This window comes from Methylobacterium amylolyticum, from assembly GCF_030700245.1.
Lineage (GTDB): Bacteria > Pseudomonadota > Alphaproteobacteria > Rhizobiales > Beijerinckiaceae > Methylobacterium.
This window is the reverse complement of sequence record NZ_JAUYZI010000027.1, coordinates 1-17,045: the sequence shown is the minus strand read 5'-3', so window position 1 is coordinate 17,045 and position 17,045 is coordinate 1. Positions and strand designations below refer to the sequence as shown.

Here is a 17,045-nt window from a genome sequence, read left to right as displayed (position 1 = left end):
ATGTCCGGCACCCGCCGCGGCGGCCCGCCCCCCGGATCGCCCCCCGGTCCGCGCTCCGCGCCGCGCTTGGGTCCGCGCTTCGGCCCGCTGCTGGCCTCCGGCGAGACCCTGCGCGACATCGGCGGCGCCGTCTCCGCCATCCCGCTCACCCATCCCGGCAACCGCCGCTGGTGGATCGCCTTCGCGGCGGCGCTGGCGCTGCTCGGCGTGTTCGCCCTCACGCTCGGCTATCTGCTCTACGCGGGGCCCGGAATCTGGGGGAACAACAACGCCGTCGTCTGGGCGCTCGACATCGCCAGCTACGACTGGTGGATCGGCGTGGCCTGCGGCAGCGTGCTCGTCTCCGGCGTGCTGATGCTGCTCGAAGCGGAGTGGCGCGGCGCGGTGAACCGGATCGCCGAGACGGTGGCGCTGCTCGCCACCGCCGCGGCCGGGCTCTACCCGATCATCCATCTCGGGCGGCCGTGGTTCTTCTTCTGGAACCTGCCGTATCCCAACACCTACGACCTGTGGCCGCAGTTCCGCTCGCCGCTCCTGTGGGACGCGATCGACATCGTGTCCTTCCTCGTGATCGCCCTGAGCCTCTGGTACATCGGCCTCCTGCCCGACCTCGCCACCCTGCGCGACCGGGCGCATGCCGAGGCGATGCGCCAGCGCGAGGTCGGCGCGCCGACGCGGCGGGTCGCGCTGCTGCGCGCCCAGGTCTACGGCATCGTCGCCTCGGGCTGGCGGGGCTCGGCCGCGCACTGGCAGATCTGGGGGCAGGCCTACCGCACCGTCGCCCTGCTCGGGGTGCTGCTCGTGATCTCGGTGCAGACCGGCGCCTCGGTGATGCTCGCGGGCTCGCTGATGCCGGGCTGGCACGGCACGCTCCTGCCGATCAGCTTCCTCGTCCACGCCGTCCTGTCCGGCGTCGGCGTCACCGCGGCGATCGTCGTGACGGTCCGGGTCGTGTACGGTCTCGACGCCCTGATCACCGCCCGCCACCTCGACGTGCTCGGCCGGCTGATGCTCTGCCTCGGCTGCGCCAGCGCCTACTGCTACGCGGCCGAGGCGTTCGGCACGCTCCTCAACGGCCACGCCCCCGAACGGGCGGTGCTGATCCGCCGCTTCACCGGGGCGCACGCGCCGGCCTTCTGGACGGCGGTGATCTGCCTCGTGGGGGCGCCGCAGGTGCTGTGGTCGGCCCGCGCACGGGTGTCGCCGCTGGCGATCGCCGCGGTCGGGCTGCTCGCGGCGGCCGGCGCCTACGCGGACCACGTCATGGTGCTCGTCGTCACCCTGACGCAGGACTTCCTGCCGGCCGCGCGCCTCTCCTACGCCGAGAACGCCTGGGGGATCGCCACCTTCGCCGGCTCGGTCGGCCTGTTCCTGACCCTGCTGCTGCTGTTCCTGCGCTACCTGCCGGCGGTGTCGATCGCCGAGACCCGGCGGCTGGCGCTGGCGCAGGCCCCGGCCGCGGGCGCCGCCGAGGCGGCCCGCGGCGTCCGCCGGCCGGAGGCGGAGCCGCACGCGGGGCCGCTCTGGGGGGTGGCCGCCGCCTTCGCCACGCAGGCCGACCTCGCCGCCGCCCTCCAGGCGCTCTCGGGGATGCGCGGCGGCGACGTGCACCTCGACGGCCACGGGCCGGTGCCGATGCCGCGCGCCTTGCGCCCGCTCGGTCTGGAGGGCCGCTCGATCCTGCCCTACGCCCTGGCCGGGGCGCTGCTGGGCGGGGGTGCCTTCTACGCGCTGTGCGTCTACGCCACGGCCTACGACTACGTGTTCCTGATCGGCGGGCGCCCGCGCTTCTCCTGGCCGTCCTTCGTCGTGCCGAGCGTGTCCTGCGCGATGATGACCGGCTGCCTCGCGATCCACGTCGCGCTCCTCGTGCTCAACCGCCTGCCGCGCCTGAACCACCCGGCCTTCAACATCCCCGGCTTCCTGCGCGCCTCCGACGACCGCTTCTTCCTCTCGGCCGAAGCCCAGGGCGACGGCTTCGACGCGGGCCGGATCGAGCGCCGGCTCGCCGCCCTGCCGGCCGAGGCCGGGCGGCCCCTCGAGATCCGGCGGATCCCGCGGTGAGAGCGCTGCCCCCCTGCCTCGCCCTCCTCTGCCTGCTGCCGCTCGGCGCCTGCGGCGAGGCGAACATGGCCGACCAGCCGCGCGCCGAGACCTGGGACCGCAACGCGTTCTTCCCGCGCGAATCGACCATGCGCCATCCGGTGGCCGGCACCGTGCCGCGGGCCGACCCGGCCCGGCCGGCGCCGCAGCCCGCGACGATCACCGCGGACCTGCTGGCGCGGGGGCAGGAGCGCTACGGCGTGTTCTGCACCCCCTGCCACGGGCCGGACGGGCGGGGCGCCGGCATGGTCGTCGCCCGCGGCTTCCCCCATGCCGGCGACCTCGCCGCGGAGAAGCTGCGCCGGGCGAGCGCCGCCGACCTCTACGGCACGATCTCCGACGGCTACCGGACGATGTTCGGCATGGCGCAGATGATCCCCTCCGCCGACCGATGGGCGATCGTCGCCTACCTGCGCGCCCTCCAGCTCAGCCGCGACGTCGCGGTGGCCGACCTGCCGGAGGCCGACCGCGCCCGGCTGGAGGCGCGCCGATGAGGCGCCCCCTGCTCCTCGCCGCCGCGGGCCTCGCCGCGCTGGCCCTCTGCGTCTTCGTCGCCGGCTGGCGCGGCGCGGCCGGCTCCTACCTCGCCGCGTGGCTGGTGCTGCTGGCCCTGCCGGTCGGCGCCATGCCGATCACCGTGGTGGCCGAGCGCTTCGGCGAGCGGGTGCGGGCCCGCGGCGGCGTCGAGATGCTCGCCGCCCTGCGCCGGCTGATGGGGCTGATGCCCGCCGCCGCCCTGCTCGGCCTGCCGGTGCTCGCCATGGGCCCCCTGCTCTACCCCTGGGCCGACGCGCCGCCGCGCACGCCGCTCGCCGCCCTGTGGTTCACGGCGCCGTTCTTCGCCGCCCGGGTGATCGCCTACCTCGCCGCCTGGACGTGGCTGTGCCTGCGCTTCGCCAAGGCCTACGACGCCCCCGGCGAGGCCCGCACCGTCCCGGCGGTCGGCCTGCACGCGGTGGTCGCCACCCTGTTCGTGATCGACGTGATCGCCGCCCTCGACCCGCGGCTCGATTCCGCCCTGCTCGGCCTGCTGGTGCCGACCGCCTGGAGCGGGCTGGCCTTCGCCGCCGCGATCCTGCTCGCCTGGGAGGAGCCGGAGCCGATCGGGCGCGGGCGCACCGTCCCCGGCCGCGGCCGGCTCATCCCGCTGGTCGTGCTCCTGAGCCTGTGGGCCTACATGCACTTCGTCCAGTTCCTGATCGTGTGGTCGGCCAACCTCCCGCCCGAGGTGTCCTGGTACTTCGCCCGCGGCGGGGCGCTCGGGCGCGGGCTGGCGCTCGCGGGCGGCGCGGTGGTGGCGCTCGCCGGGCTCGCGACGCTGCGCCCCGGGCGGGTGATCACCCGCTGGCTCGCCGGCGCGGCCCTGTGCGTGCACGCCCTGGAGATGTCCTGGCTCGTCACCCCGGCCCTGCGCGACCGCTTCGTCATCCGCTGGTCCGACGCGCTCGCCGCCCTCGCCCTCGCCGCCCTCGCCGCCGCCCTGCGCCCGGTCCTCGCGCCGCTCGCCGCGCGGGCGACGCCGGGCGGCGCCCGCGCCGGGAGCCCGGCATGAGCACCCGTGGCCGGACTCCCCGCGGTACGACGCCCCGCGGCCTGATCCCGGCGGTGCTCGCCGGCCTCCTCCTGCGCCGCACCGGCGCCGTGCCGGTGACGCCCGCGCGGGCGGACGCGCCCGACCGGCCGGCCGGCCCCGGCCACGAGACCGAGGACGTGAACGTCCGCAACACCGCCCTGGCGATGGCCGGCCTCGCGGGCGCGGCGCTCGTGGCGATCGGGATCATGATCTGGCTGATGGGCGCCTTCGCCGCGAGCCAGCGCGCGGCGCTGCCGACGCTGACCCCGCAGCAGACGGCCCGCCTGCGGCCCCCGCCCCCGCACCTCCAGCCCGACCCCTACGCCGACCTCGACCGGGAGCGGGCCTCGGCCGAGCGGGCGCTCTCGGCCTACGGCTACCTCGACCCGGCGCGCACCCGCGCCCGCATCCCGATCGACCGGGCGATGCAGCTCAGCGTCGGCCGGCCCCTGGACGCGGGCGCGCGATGACCCCGGACCACGCCGCCCTCCAGCTCTGGCCCGCCGCCGTCTCCGCCAACGCGGTCGAGACCGACGTGCTGATCCTCGCCTTCACGGTGCTGACGCTGCTGCTGACCGTGCCGGTCTTCCTGGCGATCACCTATTTCGCCCTGCGCTACCGCGAGGGCTCGCAGGCCGACCGGCAGCCCTCGGGCATCCGCTCGAACCTGATCGAGATCAGTTGGATGCTGATCCCGTTCCTGCTGACGCTGGTGTTCTTCGTCTGGGGCGCGCGGCTGTTCGTCCTCTCGAAGAACCCACCCCCCGACGCGATGACGATCGAGGCGGTCGGCCGCCAGTGGATGTGGAAGTTCCAGCACCCCACCGGGCAGGCCGAGATCAACGACCTGCACGTGCCGATCGGCCAGCCGATCCGCCTGCGGATCATCAGCCAGGACGTGATCCACGCCCTCTACCTGCCGGCCGTGCGCATGCAGGTGGCCGCCCTGCCCGACCGCTACACCGAGCTGTGGTTCAAGGCCGACAAGACCGGCACCTACCACCTCTACTGCTCGGAATATTGCGGCACCGACCACTCGGTGATGGAGGGGAAGATCACCTTCATGAACCCCGGCGACTACCAGGACTGGCTGACCCATGCCGGCGCGCAGCAGGGCAAGGTCGCCGCGGGACGCGTCCTCTACGAGGCCTACGGCTGCGCCGGCTGCCACGAGCCGGGCTCGGCCGTGAAGGCGCCGGGCCTCGCCGGCCTCTACGGCTCCGAGGTCAGGCTCGCGGACGGCCGCACCGTGGTCGCCGACGACGCGTGGCTGCGCGAAAAGATCCTGAACCCGAACGGCGACCGGCTGGCCGGCGGGGGCAAGCAGGTGATGCCGAGCTTCGCGGGCAGGATCCCGGCGGACGACCTCGGCCGCGTGATCGACTTCATCAAGGCCTACGACACCGCCGGCGCCCGGGCCGGCGCGTCCGGGGCGGGCGAATCCGCGGAGGCGACGCGATGAGCGCAACGGGCAGCGTCGGCGGCACCGCCCGCCGCGAGCCGCACGCCCCGGAATCGACGCTCGGGCGCAAGCCGGACTACCTGCACGCGGAATCGACCCTGCGCTCGTGGTTCCTCACCACCGACCACAAGCGCATCGCGATCCTCTACCTCGCGTCGATCACCGGCTTCTTCGTGATCGGGGCGGTGGCCGCGGGGGTGGTGCGCCTCGCGCTGATCGTGCCGAACGGCGCGGTGATGACCAACGACACCTACAACAAGGCGTTCACCATCCACGGGGTGGTGATGGTGTGGTTCTTCCTGATCCCGTCGATCCCGGCGACCTTCGGCAACTTCCTGATCCCTCTGATGATCGGGGCGAAGGATCTGGCGTTCCCCAAGCTCAACCTGACGAGCTGGTACGTGTTCATGGGCGGCGCCCTGTTCACCCTGGTCTCGGTGGTGCTCGGCGGGGTCGACACCGGCTGGACCTTCTACGCGCCGCTCTCGACCGCCTTCTCGAACACCTGGGTGCTGCCGGCGCTGATCGGGGTGACGATCGTCGGCTTCTCCTCGATCCTGACCGGGCTCAACTTCGTCGTCACGATCCACACCATGCGGGCACCCGGCATGACGTGGTTCAAGCTGCCGATCTTCGTCTGGGCGCACTACGCCACCAGCCTGATCTTCCTGCTCGCCACGCCGGTGATCACCACGGCGCTGATCCTGCTGATCATGGAGCGCGCCTTCCACATCGGCGTGTTCGACCCGGCCTACGGCGGCGACCCGGTGCTGTTCCAGCACCTGTTCTGGTTCTACTCGCACCCGGCCGTCTACATCATGGTGCTGCCGGGCATGGGGGTGATCTCGGAGATCGTCCCGGCCTTCGCCCAGAAGAAGCTGTTCGGCTACCGGTTCGTCGCCTACGCCTCGATCGGGCTGGCCTCGGTGACGTTCTTCGTCTGGGGCCACCACATGTTCGTCAACGGCCAGAGCGACCTGGCGAGCCTCGTCTTCTCGGTGCTGTCCTTCGCGGTGGCGGTCCCGTCCGCGGTCAAGGTCTACAACTGGACCGCGACGATCCATAAGGGCAGCCTGCGCCTCGACACGCCGATGCTCTACGCGATGGGCTATATCGGCCTGTTCGTGCTCGGCGGGCTGACCGGCCTGTACCTGGCCACGCTCGCCATCAACCAGCACATCCACGCGACCTACTTCGTGGTCGCGCATTTCCACTACATCATGGTCGGCGGCACGGTGCTGGCCTTCCTCGGCGGCCTGCACTTCTGGTGGCCGAAATTCACCGGCCGCATGTACGTCGAGGCGTGGGGGCGGGTGTCCGCCTTCCTGATCTTCCTCGGCTTCAACGTCACCTTCTTCCCGCAATTCATCCTCGGCTATCTCGGGATGCCGCGGCGCTACGCGACCTACCCGCCCGAGTTCCAGCTCCTCAACGTCCTGTCCTCGGCCGGCGCCACGATCCTGGCGGCGGGCTACCTCTTCCCGATGCTCTACCTCGTCTACTCCCTGTGGTTCGGCCGCAGGGCGCCGGCCAACCCGTGGAACGCCAAGGGGCTCGAGTGGGAGACGGCCTCGCCGCCGCCCGCCCACAATTTCCTGGAGCCGCCGGAGGTGCCGCGGATCCCCTACGACTACCCGATCCAGGCGCAGGAAACCCGGGACCAGCACCGATGAGCAGCGCGCCGGTGCCCGAGGGGGCGGTCGAGGGCGTCGGCGTCGCCCGCGTCGCCCATTTCGAGACCGTCGCCCAGCAGCGGCAGGCGGCGACCCTCGGGATCTGGGCGTGGCTGATCACCGAACTGCTGCTGTTCTCCGCCCTGTTCCTCGTGGCGCTGGTGGTCCGGATCGAGCACCCGGAGGCGACGATCGCGGCGGCGCGCCACCTCAAGTTCTGGATCGGCGCGACCAACACGGTGGTGCTGATCTGCTCCAGCCTGACCATGTCGATGGCGATCGCGTTCTCGCGCATGGGCTGGCAGCGGGCGATGGTCCGCGCCATGCTCGCCACGGCGGCCCTGGGCGGGCTGTTCCTGGTGCTCAAGGGCTACGAGTACTACGCCGACTGGGACGAGCACATGATGCCGTTCCTCGCGGACCGCCCGTTCGCGCTCGCCGAGACGCCGGCCGCGCGGCTGTTCGTGAACCTCTACTACGTGGCCACGATCCTCCACGCGGTCCACCTGCTCACCGGCATCCTGATCCTGCTCGGCATGACCTGGATGGCGGCGCGAGCGGGCTTCCTCGCCCGCCACCAGAACTGGATCGAGGTCTACGGCCTGTACTGGCATTTCATCGACCTCGTCTGGATCCTGGCCTTCCCGATCCTCTACGTGGTCAACCGGTCGAGCTGACGCCCCATGTCGCGGGAGCCGGGCGGGCGCTTTCGGGGCGGGGGACAAGCGCGGCGGGACCGCTGGTTCGGGCTCGAAGAGCGACCGGATTTCGAGGCGTTCCGACGCTGGTGGCACCGGGTCGGCAAGGAGGAGGCCGGCGGCCGCGACCTCGAAGGCCGGGAGCAGGCTTTTGCCGAGTACGAGGCCTGGATCACATCCGGCCGGAATCGTGTAAGGTCCTGAGCATGGTCGTCGCTCACCGGGATTGGACGAGGCTGGATCCGCGCGACGAGGAGGGCGTGATCGCGCTGCTGCGCGACCGGCACGGCCGGACGCCGCCGATGGAGGCCCGCGAGATCGAGCGCATCCTCGACACCACCACGTCCTTTCGGCTGCGGAACGCCGCGGCGCTGGCGCTCGCCGATCTCGGCGCGGCCGGTGCGGCCGCCCGGATCGGGCAGGTTCTCGAACGGCCGGAGGTCGCGCCCCAGTCGGGAACGCTGCTGTTCGCCTTGGACGAGCTCGGGGCCAGCCTGCCGCTCGACAGCTTCGTCAACATTCTCCGGCGCGGTTCGTTCGAGGGACGCGCCGAGGCCCTGCATTTCTTGGACGCGGGGCGGATCTCGGAGAGCGGCCCCGAGGCGCGCGCCCGGGCCGTCGCCGCGCTCGCCGCGCTCGCGGCCGGGGCGGATCCGGAGGCGGCCGAGGCCGCGCGGGATGCCCTCATCGTCCTGCGGCCGGGCGCGGACATGACGATGGCCGGGACCGACCGATGAGCCGGCCCGGGCGCTGGGCCGCCCTCAGCCCCGAGGACCGCGCGCTCCTCAAGCGGCACCTGCGCGCGCCGCTGCTCACCTTCCTCGCGCTGCTGGGCCTGCTCGCCGTCAACGTCGCGCTGGGCGCCACCCTGCCCTTCGCCCGTGTCTGGATCGTCGAACTCGCCGTCGTGACGGTGATGGTGGCGATCATCCTGCTCGTCTCGATGGAGGTGCGGAAGGAGCCGCCCCTCGTGCGCCTGTTCTCGGCGCTGGGCTTCTTCTGGGTGGCGATCCTCGTCGGCATGACGCTCACCGACGTGCTGGCGCGCTGACTCCTGGGGCGCTGACCGGCCGGAAACCCGTTGTTCCGGCGGCCGAAGGCCCCTAAATCGGCGGCCTTCCCGTCACGCCCCGGCTTCCCCGATGTGCGAACTGCTCGGCATGAGCGCCAACGTGCCGACCGACATCCGCTTCTCCTTCGCCGGCCTCGCCCGCCGCGGCGGCGAGACCGGCCCGCACGCCGACGGCTGGGGCATCAGCTTCTACGAGGGCCGCACCTGCCGCAGCTTCCACGAGCCGGAGCCGAGCTCCCGCTCCAAGCTGGCGCGGCTCCTGCGCGACACCGCCATCAAGAGCCGCATCGTCGTCGCCCACGTGCGCAAGGCCAATCGGGGCCGCGTCAGCCTGGAGAACACGCACCCGTTCTCGCGCGAGCTGTGGGGCCGGCGCTGGACCTTCGCCCATAACGGCCAGCTCAAGGGGGTGAAGCGGCTGCCGCTCGGCGGGTTCACGCCGATCGGCACCACCGACAGCGAGCACGCCTTCTGCTGGATGCTCGGCCGGCTCCAAGACCGGTTCCGGGCGCTGCCGCGGCCGGAGACCCTCGATCGGGCGGTGGCCGACCTGTGCGCCGAATTGCACGGGCTCGGCGTGTTCAACATGCTGATGACCGACAGCCGCACCCTCTACGCCCATTGCGGCAAGCGGCTGTGCTACCTCACCCGGTGTGCGCCCTTCGGCCGGGCGACCCTGATCGACGAGGACTGGGAGGTCGATTTCGCCCGGGAGACCACCGAGAGCGACGTGGTGACGGTGATCGCCACCCAGGCGCTGACCCGCGACGAGTGCTGGACCGACCTCGCCCGCGGGGACGTGCTCACGCTGCGGGACGGGGCGATCCGCCTGTTGAGGGGGGCGGAGGGGCCGGCGCGTGCGACCCGGGCGGAGGGTGCGCCGGAGCGCCCGATGCGCTAGACTTGCGAGCAACAGGACCGCAGCGGCCTTACTTTCTCTGGATTCCGGCCGTCAAGCGATCCCCCTCGACCGACCCGGACCGCCGGTCGAGCCCTGACGAGCCGACGAGTGCGACGAGCATGACCCGCGACGACATCGACACCGTCCCGCCGCCCGCGCAGGACGGCCTTCGCGAGGACGGCCTTCGGGAGGATGGCCGCCCGAACCTGTCCTCCTCCATCCGCACCCATCTCGGTGAGCACCTGCGCACGGTCTACGACCGGATCGGCGAGGACGCCCTGCCCGCCCGGTTCGCCGAGCTGATCGAGCAGTTGGAGGGCGCGCTGCGGGCCCGCGGCGAGGCGATCGAGCCGGAGTTCCGCGACGGGCTGCTCGCCGCGGTGCCGTCCTTGCGCGCCTTCGCCCTGTCGCTGACCTCCAACCCGGCCCGCTCGGACGACCTCGTGCAGGACACGCTGCTGAAGGGCTGGCAGCACCGCGCCCGGTTCCAGCCGGGCACCAACCTCAATGCGTGGCTGTTCACGATCCTGCGCAACATCTTCTACTCGGATCACCGCAAGCGGGTGCGCGAGGTCGAGGATCAGGACGGCTCCTACGCCGCCCGGCTCGCCACCGCACCGCATCAGGGCGACCGGCTCGACGTCGAGGATCTCCAGACCGCGCTCGCCAAGCTGCCCCCGGACCAGCGCGAGGCGCTGGTGCTGGTCGGCGCCGAGGGCGTCTCCTACGAGGAGGCGGCGACCATCATGGGCTGCAAGGTCGGCACCGTGAAGAGCCGCGTCAGCCGCGCCCGCGGCCGGCTCGCCGAGCTGCTCGGCTACGACGAGGAGGATCTCGGCTCCGACCGCTTCATCCAGTCGGCGATGCCCAAGGACGCTTGAGCCCGACGCCAGAGGCCGACGCCTGAACCCGAGGCCCGGCGGGGCCCGGGACGGCCGGCGGGCGGCGTCGAAAAAAACATGCATCCGTTTCCGGGGGGCGCGCGTTACTGGGCCGAACGCGCCGCTGCGCTGCGGCGCAACACACGGAACGGAGATTGTTGCGCATGACGATCAAGACCCTCCTCGCCGCCTCCGCCCTCGCCCTGTCGCTGCCGCTGGCCGCGCAGGCCCAGGGCACGATCCCCGGCGCCGAGCGCGGCGCGGCGGCGGGCTCCGAGGTCGGCGGCCCGATCGGCGGCATCGTCGGCGGCGCGGTCGGCGCGGCCACCGGCACGGTCGGCGGCATCCTCGGCGTCGACATGGCGCCCCGCTTCCGCAGCTACGTCCGCGAGCGCAACGTCCGCTCCTACGATTACGACGGCCGCGTCGTCGTCGGCAGCACCCTGCCCTCGTCCGGCGTGACCTACTACGACGTGCCGAGCGAGTACCGCGTGCAGCCGGGCTACCGCTACACCGTGGTCAACGACCGCCCGGTGCTGGTCGACCGCGGCCACCGCATCGTCGAGGTCATCGACTGAGTGCGTCACCGGGCCGGCGCCCGGCCGGCCCGCCCGACAGGCCCCGGAGCCCGGCTCCGGGGCCTTTTTCGTGTCGGGATGCCCGGACGCGAGGCGCACCGGGGCGTGCGCAACGCCGAGCGCGCAACACTCCGAGCGCGCAACGCTTGGCCGGGCATCCTCGTTGACGGGCGGCGAACGGGAGCGATCCGATGATCCAGGAACCTGACGACCGCGGGGCGAGCCTGCCCGAGCCGGTCCGCGACCATCTCGGCCAGCAGTTGCGCGGCGCCCTGCCGGTGGCGGAGAAGCCGAGCTTCCTCGGCGACGCGCCGGTGGACGACACCTTCGCCCCGCAGCTCCGCCGGCTGGAGACCCGCCTCAAGACCCACGAGGAGGGCACCGAAGCGGTCGGCCAGGCGCTCGACAAGATCCTCGACGCGCTGGGCGTCAACCCGGACGAGCCGCGCCGCGGCTGAGGCTCATGCGAACTCCGATCGATCCCTTCGGGATGGCGGAGTTCGGCTTCGCTCAGGCGCCGCGCGGGCTTGCCGATACCGCATCCGCTCCGATCGAGCGGATGCGGTATCAGGCCTTCGGCCGGGCGGCGAGCAGGTCGCGGATCTCGACGAGCACCTTCACGTCGGCGGGCACGGCGGGGGCGGCTTCCGGCTTGTCGGCCTGCGCGCTCTGGAGCCGGTTCATCGCCCGGATCACCAGGAACAGCACGAAGGCGACGATCAGGAAGTTGAGCGACACGGTCAGGAACTGGCCGTAGCCGAACACCGCGCCCTGCTTCTTGGCCTCGGCGTAGGGCAGCCCGGTCTTCACCGCCTCGGACAGCGGCAGGTAGTAGTTCGAGAAATCGAGCCCGCCGGTCAGCGCGCCGATCACCGGCATGAACAGATCCTGCACCGCCGAGGTGACGATGGCGCCGAACGCCGCGCCGATGATCACCCCCACCGCGAGGTCGACGACGTTGCCCCGCAGGGCGAATTTTTTGAATTCTTCCAGCATGATCCGACCCGGTGAGCGCCTCCGGGGCACCCGTGGGGACGATAGGGCGCCGCCGGGGTCGAGCCAGACTCAGGCCGTCCCTTTTCCACCGGTCTCCGGCGCCGGCCGCGCCTCGGGCGGGGTGGCCGGGAGAGCGGCGGCCGGGAGAGCGGCGGGAGGGGCGGCCTGAGGGGCGGCCGGGGGCGCCGCGAGGTCGGCCCGGGCGCGGCGGCGGTACTGCGCGGCGCCGACCGGGATGGTCGCGAGGTAGGCCCCGCTCACCGCCACCAGCGCCTCGAAGGGATAGCTGATCAGGATGCCGAAGGCGGCCACGCCGAGCAGGAAGATCGGCAGCACCCAGGCGCGGGGCACCCGCTTGCCCATGGTCTTGCCCGAGAAGGTCGGCACCGTGGAGACGACCATCAGCGCGATGCACAGGGCGTAGACGAGGATCGCCGGCGCCGCCCAGCCCTCGAAGCTGAAGCCGAGGAAGTGCAGGTAGAGCGGCAGCATCGCGGTCAGCGCACCGGCCGGGGCCGGCATGCCGACGAAGTAGTCCTTCTTCCATTCCGGGCGGTCCGGATCGTCGAGCATCGCGTTGAAGCGCGCGAGCCGCAGCGCCATGGCGATGGCGAAGATCAGCGCGACGATCCAGCCGGCCGACTTCAGGTGGAACAGCGAGAACCCGTACAGGATCAGCGCCGGGGCGCAGCCGAAATTGACGAAGTCGGCCAGCGAATCGAGTTCCGCCCCGAAGCGCGAGGTGCCCTTCAGGAGCCGGGCCACCCGCCCGTCGATCCCGTCGAGGACGCCGGCCACCACCACGGCGATGACGGCGGGCTCGAACTTGCCCTCGAAGGCGAGCCGGATCGCCGTCAGCCCGAGGCACAGCGCCATCAGGGTGATCATGTTCGGCGCGATCATCCGGAACGGCACCGGCTTGAACCGGCGCGGGCGCGGCTCGTTCGGGTCGGGCGCGAAGGGCGGAAACAGGTCGTCCACGGGCGCCTCGCTTCAGATCCGGCGGAAGGCGCGGTCCGGGCCGCCGCCGAGGTCGGCGAGCACGGTCTCCCCCGCCACCGCCTTCTGGCCGAGCCCGACCAGCACCTTGGAACCCGCCGGCAGGTACACGTCGACCCGCGAGCCGAAGCGGATCAGCCCGAAGCGCTCGCCCGCCGCCAGCGCGTCGCCCGCCGCCACGAAGCCGACGATGCGCCGCGCCACCAGCCCCGCGATCTGCACGACGCCGACGCGCTTGGGCTCGCCCCGGTGCTCGGTCTCGATCACCATGCCGTTGCGCTCGTTGTCGTCGCTCGCCTTGTCGAGTTCGGCGTTGAGGAACAGCCCCGGCGTGTAGTGGATCTGGCCGATCCGCCCGCCCACCGGCATCCGGTTCACGTGGCAGTCGAACACGTTCATGAACACGGAAACCCGCAGAGTGGGGACCGGCGGCAGGTCGAGCTCCGGCGGCGGCAGCACCGTGGCGATCAGGTTCACCCGCCCGTCGGCCGGCGACACCACCAGCCCGTCGGCCACCGGCACCACCCGCTCGGGGTCGCGGAAGAAGTAGCAGACCCACAGGGTCAGGATCAGGAAGATCCACCCGAAGAACTGCGAGAAGTAGCCGGCCAGCACCGTCAGCACGATGCCGATCAGGATGAAGGGGTAGCCCTCCTTGTGGATCGGCACGAGCGTCCGGCGGATCGTCTCGATGAGGTCGGTCATGGATTCTCGGACTCGCGGTGTCGCCGGTGCAGGCACGCCGGCCGGGCGGATCGCACCCCCCCGCCCCCACGTCAAATTTCTTTTTTTTGGCACTCGGGGTCGCGGTAGCGGAGAGAGAGGGTGGCCGGGCGAGGGGCGGAGCGTTTCCCGCGCCTTCGCCGACGCCCGTCCACCGGCCCCCTCCCACCAGCGTCCTCCCACCAACCCCCCTCATCCTGAGGTGCCCGCGCAGCGGGCCTCGAAGGAGCCCTCCAGGGATCGCGCGGCCGGCTGGAGCCCGCCTTCGAGGGCAGTTCGCAGACACCTCATAGCGCTTCCCTCCGAACCACGCGGGGATCCGGGCCCACGCCGTCATCGCGAGCCGTAGGCGAAGCGACCCAGGGCTGCGCGACGCCCGTCGATGTGGCGCCGCTGGGTTGCTTCGCTCCGCTCGCAAAGACGGAGAGAGCCGCGCCCGAAGCGCTCAACCGGAAACAGGATCGGGTTCTTTCGAGTCGGCCGGCGTTGCGCCGCGGCCCGCCCTCCGGACACGCGTTCTCGCCCCCACCCGCTTCCGCGCCGGGGACATGGCCCAAGAGATACAGGGGACGCGGGACGCCGCGGGAGCCCTGGTCGTGTGACACACGCGGAAGCCGGCCCCCGCGGCGCCCCGTGGCCGACCGCCCCCGTCACCGGGGCCGCCGGCCATCTTGTCGTCGCGGTGTCTGACAGCCCGCCCGGTCTACGCCCGCACGTGAGCGGTCTCTGACGGGGCGCCCGGCCCAGGAAGCATCGCTGCTCCCGGCTCGCGCCCCCGGAACCCGCATCGTCGCTGGGGCTTTGCAGCCCGGCCCGTGCCCGTAGTGGCATGCGGGCCCGCAGTCTTACCTCAGGATCGGCCCAGGATGGGGTCCGGGCGCGGCTCATTTGGTGCCGCGCCGGGCGCGTACGCCCCTGCCTCCATGCCCGCACCCGAGCCGTCCCGCACCGGACGCGCCGCCCGGGTGGCCGGCCGACTGAAGCCTGACCCCGCGGGCACCGCCCCGCCGCCCAAACCCGCGCTCAGTCCAGCGCGGATCCCTGCTGGACGCCCCTGGGATCGCTCCCTCGGCGCCGGGCGGCGAGTGAGGGACAATGAGCACAAAGAAGGAACATTGTCAAGGAAAATCCTCCGTGACGTGTGAGTATTCCTCCGCTCCGCAGTCCGGAACCACTCTGCTCACCGGGTCTGTCAGCCCAGGAGCATGACCGATCGACCGAACGGCACTCCCTTGAACGGACTGGCTGCCCCTGCCACGCTCCCCGCGCATCAGGGAGCACGGTCGGCATGACCCAGACAATCGCCCTCATCGGCCTCGGCGCGATGGGCCACCCGATCGCCCGCCACCTCGCCGGGAAGCGCGCGGACACGTCGGAAACAATCGTGGCGGTGGATGCCGATCCGGCGCGGCTGGCGGGGCTCGGCGGGGCGGAGGTCGTGGCTACGACCGACCGTGCCGCCGTGGCGGGGGCGGAGGTCCTGTTCCTGTGCCTGCCGGACGGGGACGCGGTGGAGGCGACCCTGTTCGGGCCGGACGGGGTGGCGGAGCGCCTCGCGCCGGGGGCGCTCGTGGTCGATCTCAGCACCATCGACCACGGGCAGGCCCTGGCGCTGCACCGGGCGCTCGACGCGGGCGGCCGGCGGGGCCTCGACGCGCCGGTCTCCGGAGCGCCGGCCGGGGCCGAGGCCGGGACGCTGACCGTGATGTGCGGCGGCGCGGCGGCGGATTTCGCGGCGGCGCGCCCGCTGCTGGAGCGGTTCGGCACGACCGTGCTGCACATGGGGCCGGCGGGCTCGGGCCAGCTCACCAAGACCGTGAACAACGTGCTCTACGACATCGCCATCGCGGCGCTCGCCGAGGTGCTGCCGATGGCGGTGGCGATGGGGCTCGACCCCGACACGCTGGGGCAGGTCGTCACCACCGGCACCAGCCGCAGCTACGCCGCGCAGTACTTCGTGCCGCGCATCCTGCGGGGGGAATTCGACGAGGGCTACCCGATGGGCAAGGCCTACAAGGACCTCGTCAGCGCCGCCGCGGTGGCGGCGGAGGGCGGGTTCCCGCTGCCGGTGACGGCGGCGGCCACCGCCACCTACCAGACCGCGCTCCGCCAGGGCCACGGCGAGCGCGACAAGGGCGCGATGGTGCTGCCGTTCGAGGCGCTGCTGGGGGTGCGGGTGCGGGGGAAGGGGTAACCGCGGGTTCCCTCTCCCCTCTGCGGGGGAGCGACTGTCTGGGGTGTCAAGCGGGTTGGGGCAGAGCGGCACGGAGATCTCGGGCTTTTGCGTTGAGGCGCACGAGCAGCTTGTGGGCGAGGGCGACGCGGATGACCTTCTTGGGCTTGCCGGCTTGGCTCAACCGCTGATGGAAGGCTTGGAAGTCCGGTTCATGGCGGCGGACGATCTCGGCCACCACGAACAGGATGCCGCGCACGCTCGCGCGCCCGGCCCGGATCGGCCGCGGGCCGGTGCGGCGTCCGCTGTCGTTGGCCAGGGGGGCGAGGCCGGCGAGCTTGGCCGCCGCCTTGCCCGAGAGCGTGCCGATCTCGGGCATCTCGGCCATGAGCAGCGCCACCGTGCGGCCCGCCACGCCCTTGATCGTGCGGAACTCGGCCTCCAGCGCCGCCCAGAGCGGGTCGGCGGCGAGCGCTTCGGCGATCAGCGCCTCCAGGCGCCGGGTCTGCGCCGCGACCGCGGCCAGGATGGGCGCGAACGAGGCCAGGGCGTCCGGATCGGTGACGAGACGGGCTTGGTTGCTCTGGCTGACCTTGAGCGCGGTGAGCTGGCGCAGGCGGGTCACCAGGGCGGTCAGCCGGGCCTGCGCCGCCGAGGCGAGCGGGGTGGGCCGGACAGCCTTGACCTGCGCGTACCAAGCGATCAGCCCAGCATCGATCCGGTCGGTCTTCTCCAGCACGCCCATACCCTCGGCGAACCGGCGCACGGCGCGCGGGTTGAGCAGCGCGCAGGCGAGGCCCTCGCCCCAGAGCAGGCCGAACGCCAAGCGCTCGTAGCCGCCGGTGGCTTCCATGGCCACCACGTCGACCCGATGCGTCCGGCAGAAGGCGACGAGGTCGGCCAGACCCTCCGGCGTGTTGCGGCAGGTGTGTTCGGGCCCGTCCCGGCCCAGGCGGGCGACCAGGGTGTCGGCGCCGATGTCGACGCCACAGAGGATGCGTGTCACGGTGACCTGCCTTGTCCATGCGAGCGGCAATCGAGCGACTGTCCGGTCGTGCGTGACGAGGCGGCGTTCGGTCCCAAAGCTCTCCCACGGTTGTGGCCGGAGGGTGGGCGGGCGCCAAACGCCGCGCGCCGGGTGGGGTGGCCACCCCACCCGGCGCAGCCCCAATCTCAGCACATCACAGGGCCGCCTCCTAGATACAAGGGTGGC

At 72.4% G+C, this 17,045-nt stretch carries 19 protein-coding genes; 15 read left to right on the top strand and 4 right to left on the bottom strand.

Translation table 11 applies throughout. The features are described 5' to 3' along the window. The 14 genes from Q8W71_RS18960 to Q8W71_RS18895 all read left to right on the top strand — a co-directional run bounded on the left by Q8W71_RS18960 (position 1) and on the right by Q8W71_RS18895 (position 11,399). Positions 1 to 2,064: a quinol:electron acceptor oxidoreductase subunit ActD gene (locus Q8W71_RS18960; RefSeq protein WP_305526958.1), complete on the top strand. Its 2,064-nt coding sequence runs from the start codon at positions 1 to 3 to the stop codon at positions 2,062 to 2,064. Next, positions 2,061 to 2,597 (top strand): c-type cytochrome, encoded by a 537-nt coding sequence (locus tag Q8W71_RS18955; RefSeq protein WP_305526957.1) that lies wholly within the window; start codon positions 2,061 to 2,063, stop codon positions 2,595 to 2,597. The genes Q8W71_RS18960 and Q8W71_RS18955 overlap by 4 nt, the downstream gene beginning before the upstream one ends. After that, positions 2,594 to 3,655 carry a hypothetical protein gene (locus Q8W71_RS18950; protein WP_305526956.1) on the top strand — a complete coding sequence of 354 codons (1,062 nt, stop codon included), beginning with the start codon at positions 2,594 to 2,596 and terminating at the stop codon, positions 3,653 to 3,655. Before Q8W71_RS18955 ends, Q8W71_RS18950 begins: the two co-directional genes overlap by 4 nt. Next, entirely contained in the window at positions 3,652 to 4,146 is a 495-nt protein-coding gene (locus Q8W71_RS18945; protein WP_305526955.1) for a hypothetical protein, read from the top strand. Before Q8W71_RS18950 ends, Q8W71_RS18945 begins: the two co-directional genes overlap by 4 nt. Beyond that, positions 4,143 to 5,138, top strand: a complete 996-nt coding sequence (gene coxB / locus Q8W71_RS18940; protein ID WP_305526954.1) for a cytochrome c oxidase subunit II — start codon at positions 4,143 to 4,145, stop codon at positions 5,136 to 5,138. The genes Q8W71_RS18945 and coxB overlap by 4 nt, the downstream gene beginning before the upstream one ends. Then, the gene (locus tag Q8W71_RS18935; RefSeq protein ID WP_305526953.1) at positions 5,135 to 6,811 is read left to right on the top strand and encodes a cytochrome c oxidase subunit I; all 1,677 of its coding nucleotides are present in this window, start codon (positions 5,135 to 5,137) and stop codon (positions 6,809 to 6,811) included. The genes coxB and Q8W71_RS18935 overlap by 4 nt, the downstream gene beginning before the upstream one ends. Continuing rightward, on the top strand, positions 6,808 to 7,488 hold the full coding sequence (locus tag Q8W71_RS18930) for a cytochrome c oxidase subunit 3 (protein ID WP_305526952.1): 681 nt from the start codon (positions 6,808 to 6,810) through the stop codon (positions 7,486 to 7,488). The genes Q8W71_RS18935 and Q8W71_RS18930 overlap by 4 nt, the downstream gene beginning before the upstream one ends. Before the next feature lie 6 nt (positions 7,489 to 7,494). Continuing rightward, entirely contained in the window at positions 7,495 to 7,713 is a 219-nt protein-coding gene (locus Q8W71_RS18925; RefSeq protein WP_305526951.1) for a hypothetical protein, read from the top strand. A 2-nt stretch (positions 7,714 to 7,715) separates the two neighbouring features. Further along, entirely contained in the window at positions 7,716 to 8,246 is a 531-nt protein-coding gene (locus tag Q8W71_RS18920; RefSeq protein WP_305526950.1) for a hypothetical protein, read from the top strand. After that, positions 8,243 to 8,560, top strand: coding sequence for a cytochrome C oxidase subunit IV family protein (locus Q8W71_RS18915; protein WP_305526949.1), 318 nt, complete (start codon positions 8,243 to 8,245; stop codon positions 8,558 to 8,560). Before Q8W71_RS18920 ends, Q8W71_RS18915 begins: the two co-directional genes overlap by 4 nt. A 91-nt stretch (positions 8,561 to 8,651) precedes the next feature. After that, positions 8,652 to 9,482, top strand: coding sequence for a class II glutamine amidotransferase (locus Q8W71_RS18910; protein WP_305526948.1), 831 nt, complete (start codon positions 8,652 to 8,654; stop codon positions 9,480 to 9,482). Positions 9,483 to 9,601: 119 nt separating this feature from the next. Beyond that, positions 9,602 to 10,363: a NepR family anti-sigma factor gene (locus tag Q8W71_RS18905; protein ID WP_305526947.1), complete on the top strand. Its 762-nt coding sequence runs from the start codon at positions 9,602 to 9,604 to the stop codon at positions 10,361 to 10,363. Between the two features lie 164 nt (positions 10,364 to 10,527). Beyond that, the gene (locus tag Q8W71_RS18900) at positions 10,528 to 10,941 is read left to right on the top strand and encodes a DUF1236 domain-containing protein (RefSeq protein WP_305526946.1); all 414 of its coding nucleotides are present in this window, start codon (positions 10,528 to 10,530) and stop codon (positions 10,939 to 10,941) included. 191 nt (positions 10,942 to 11,132) lie between these two features. Continuing rightward, positions 11,133 to 11,399, top strand: coding sequence for a hypothetical protein (locus tag Q8W71_RS18895; protein WP_305526945.1), 267 nt, complete (start codon positions 11,133 to 11,135; stop codon positions 11,397 to 11,399). Positions 11,400 to 11,508: 109 nt separating this feature from the next. Here the strand turns inward: Q8W71_RS18895 and mscL are convergent, their stop codons facing one another. The 3 genes from mscL to Q8W71_RS18880 all read right to left on the bottom strand — a co-directional run bounded on the left by mscL (position 11,509) and on the right by Q8W71_RS18880 (position 13,641). Then, positions 11,509 to 11,937 (bottom strand): large conductance mechanosensitive channel protein MscL, encoded by a 429-nt coding sequence (gene mscL / locus Q8W71_RS18890; protein ID WP_305526944.1) that lies wholly within the window; start codon positions 11,935 to 11,937, stop codon positions 11,509 to 11,511. 69 nt (positions 11,938 to 12,006) lie between these two features. Next, positions 12,007 to 12,918, bottom strand: coding sequence for a CDP-alcohol phosphatidyltransferase family protein (locus tag Q8W71_RS18885; protein ID WP_305526943.1), 912 nt, complete (start codon positions 12,916 to 12,918; stop codon positions 12,007 to 12,009). 12 nt (positions 12,919 to 12,930) lie between these two features. Beyond that, entirely contained in the window at positions 12,931 to 13,641 is a 711-nt protein-coding gene (locus Q8W71_RS18880; RefSeq protein WP_305526942.1) for a phosphatidylserine decarboxylase, read from the bottom strand. A 1,306-nt stretch (positions 13,642 to 14,947) separates the two neighbouring features. Between Q8W71_RS18880 and Q8W71_RS18875 the strand changes: the two genes are divergently transcribed. Next, positions 14,948 to 15,853 (top strand): NAD(P)-dependent oxidoreductase, encoded by a 906-nt coding sequence (locus tag Q8W71_RS18875; protein WP_305526941.1) that lies wholly within the window; start codon positions 14,948 to 14,950, stop codon positions 15,851 to 15,853. Between the two features lie 46 nt (positions 15,854 to 15,899). On the opposite strand, the gene Q8W71_RS18870 is transcribed toward Q8W71_RS18875, so the two are convergent. Then, a complete protein-coding gene (locus tag Q8W71_RS18870; protein WP_305524427.1) occupies positions 15,900 to 16,838 on the bottom strand; it encodes an IS110 family RNA-guided transposase in 939 nt (312 codons plus the stop codon). Between the last annotated feature and the right edge of the window lie 207 nt (positions 16,839 to 17,045).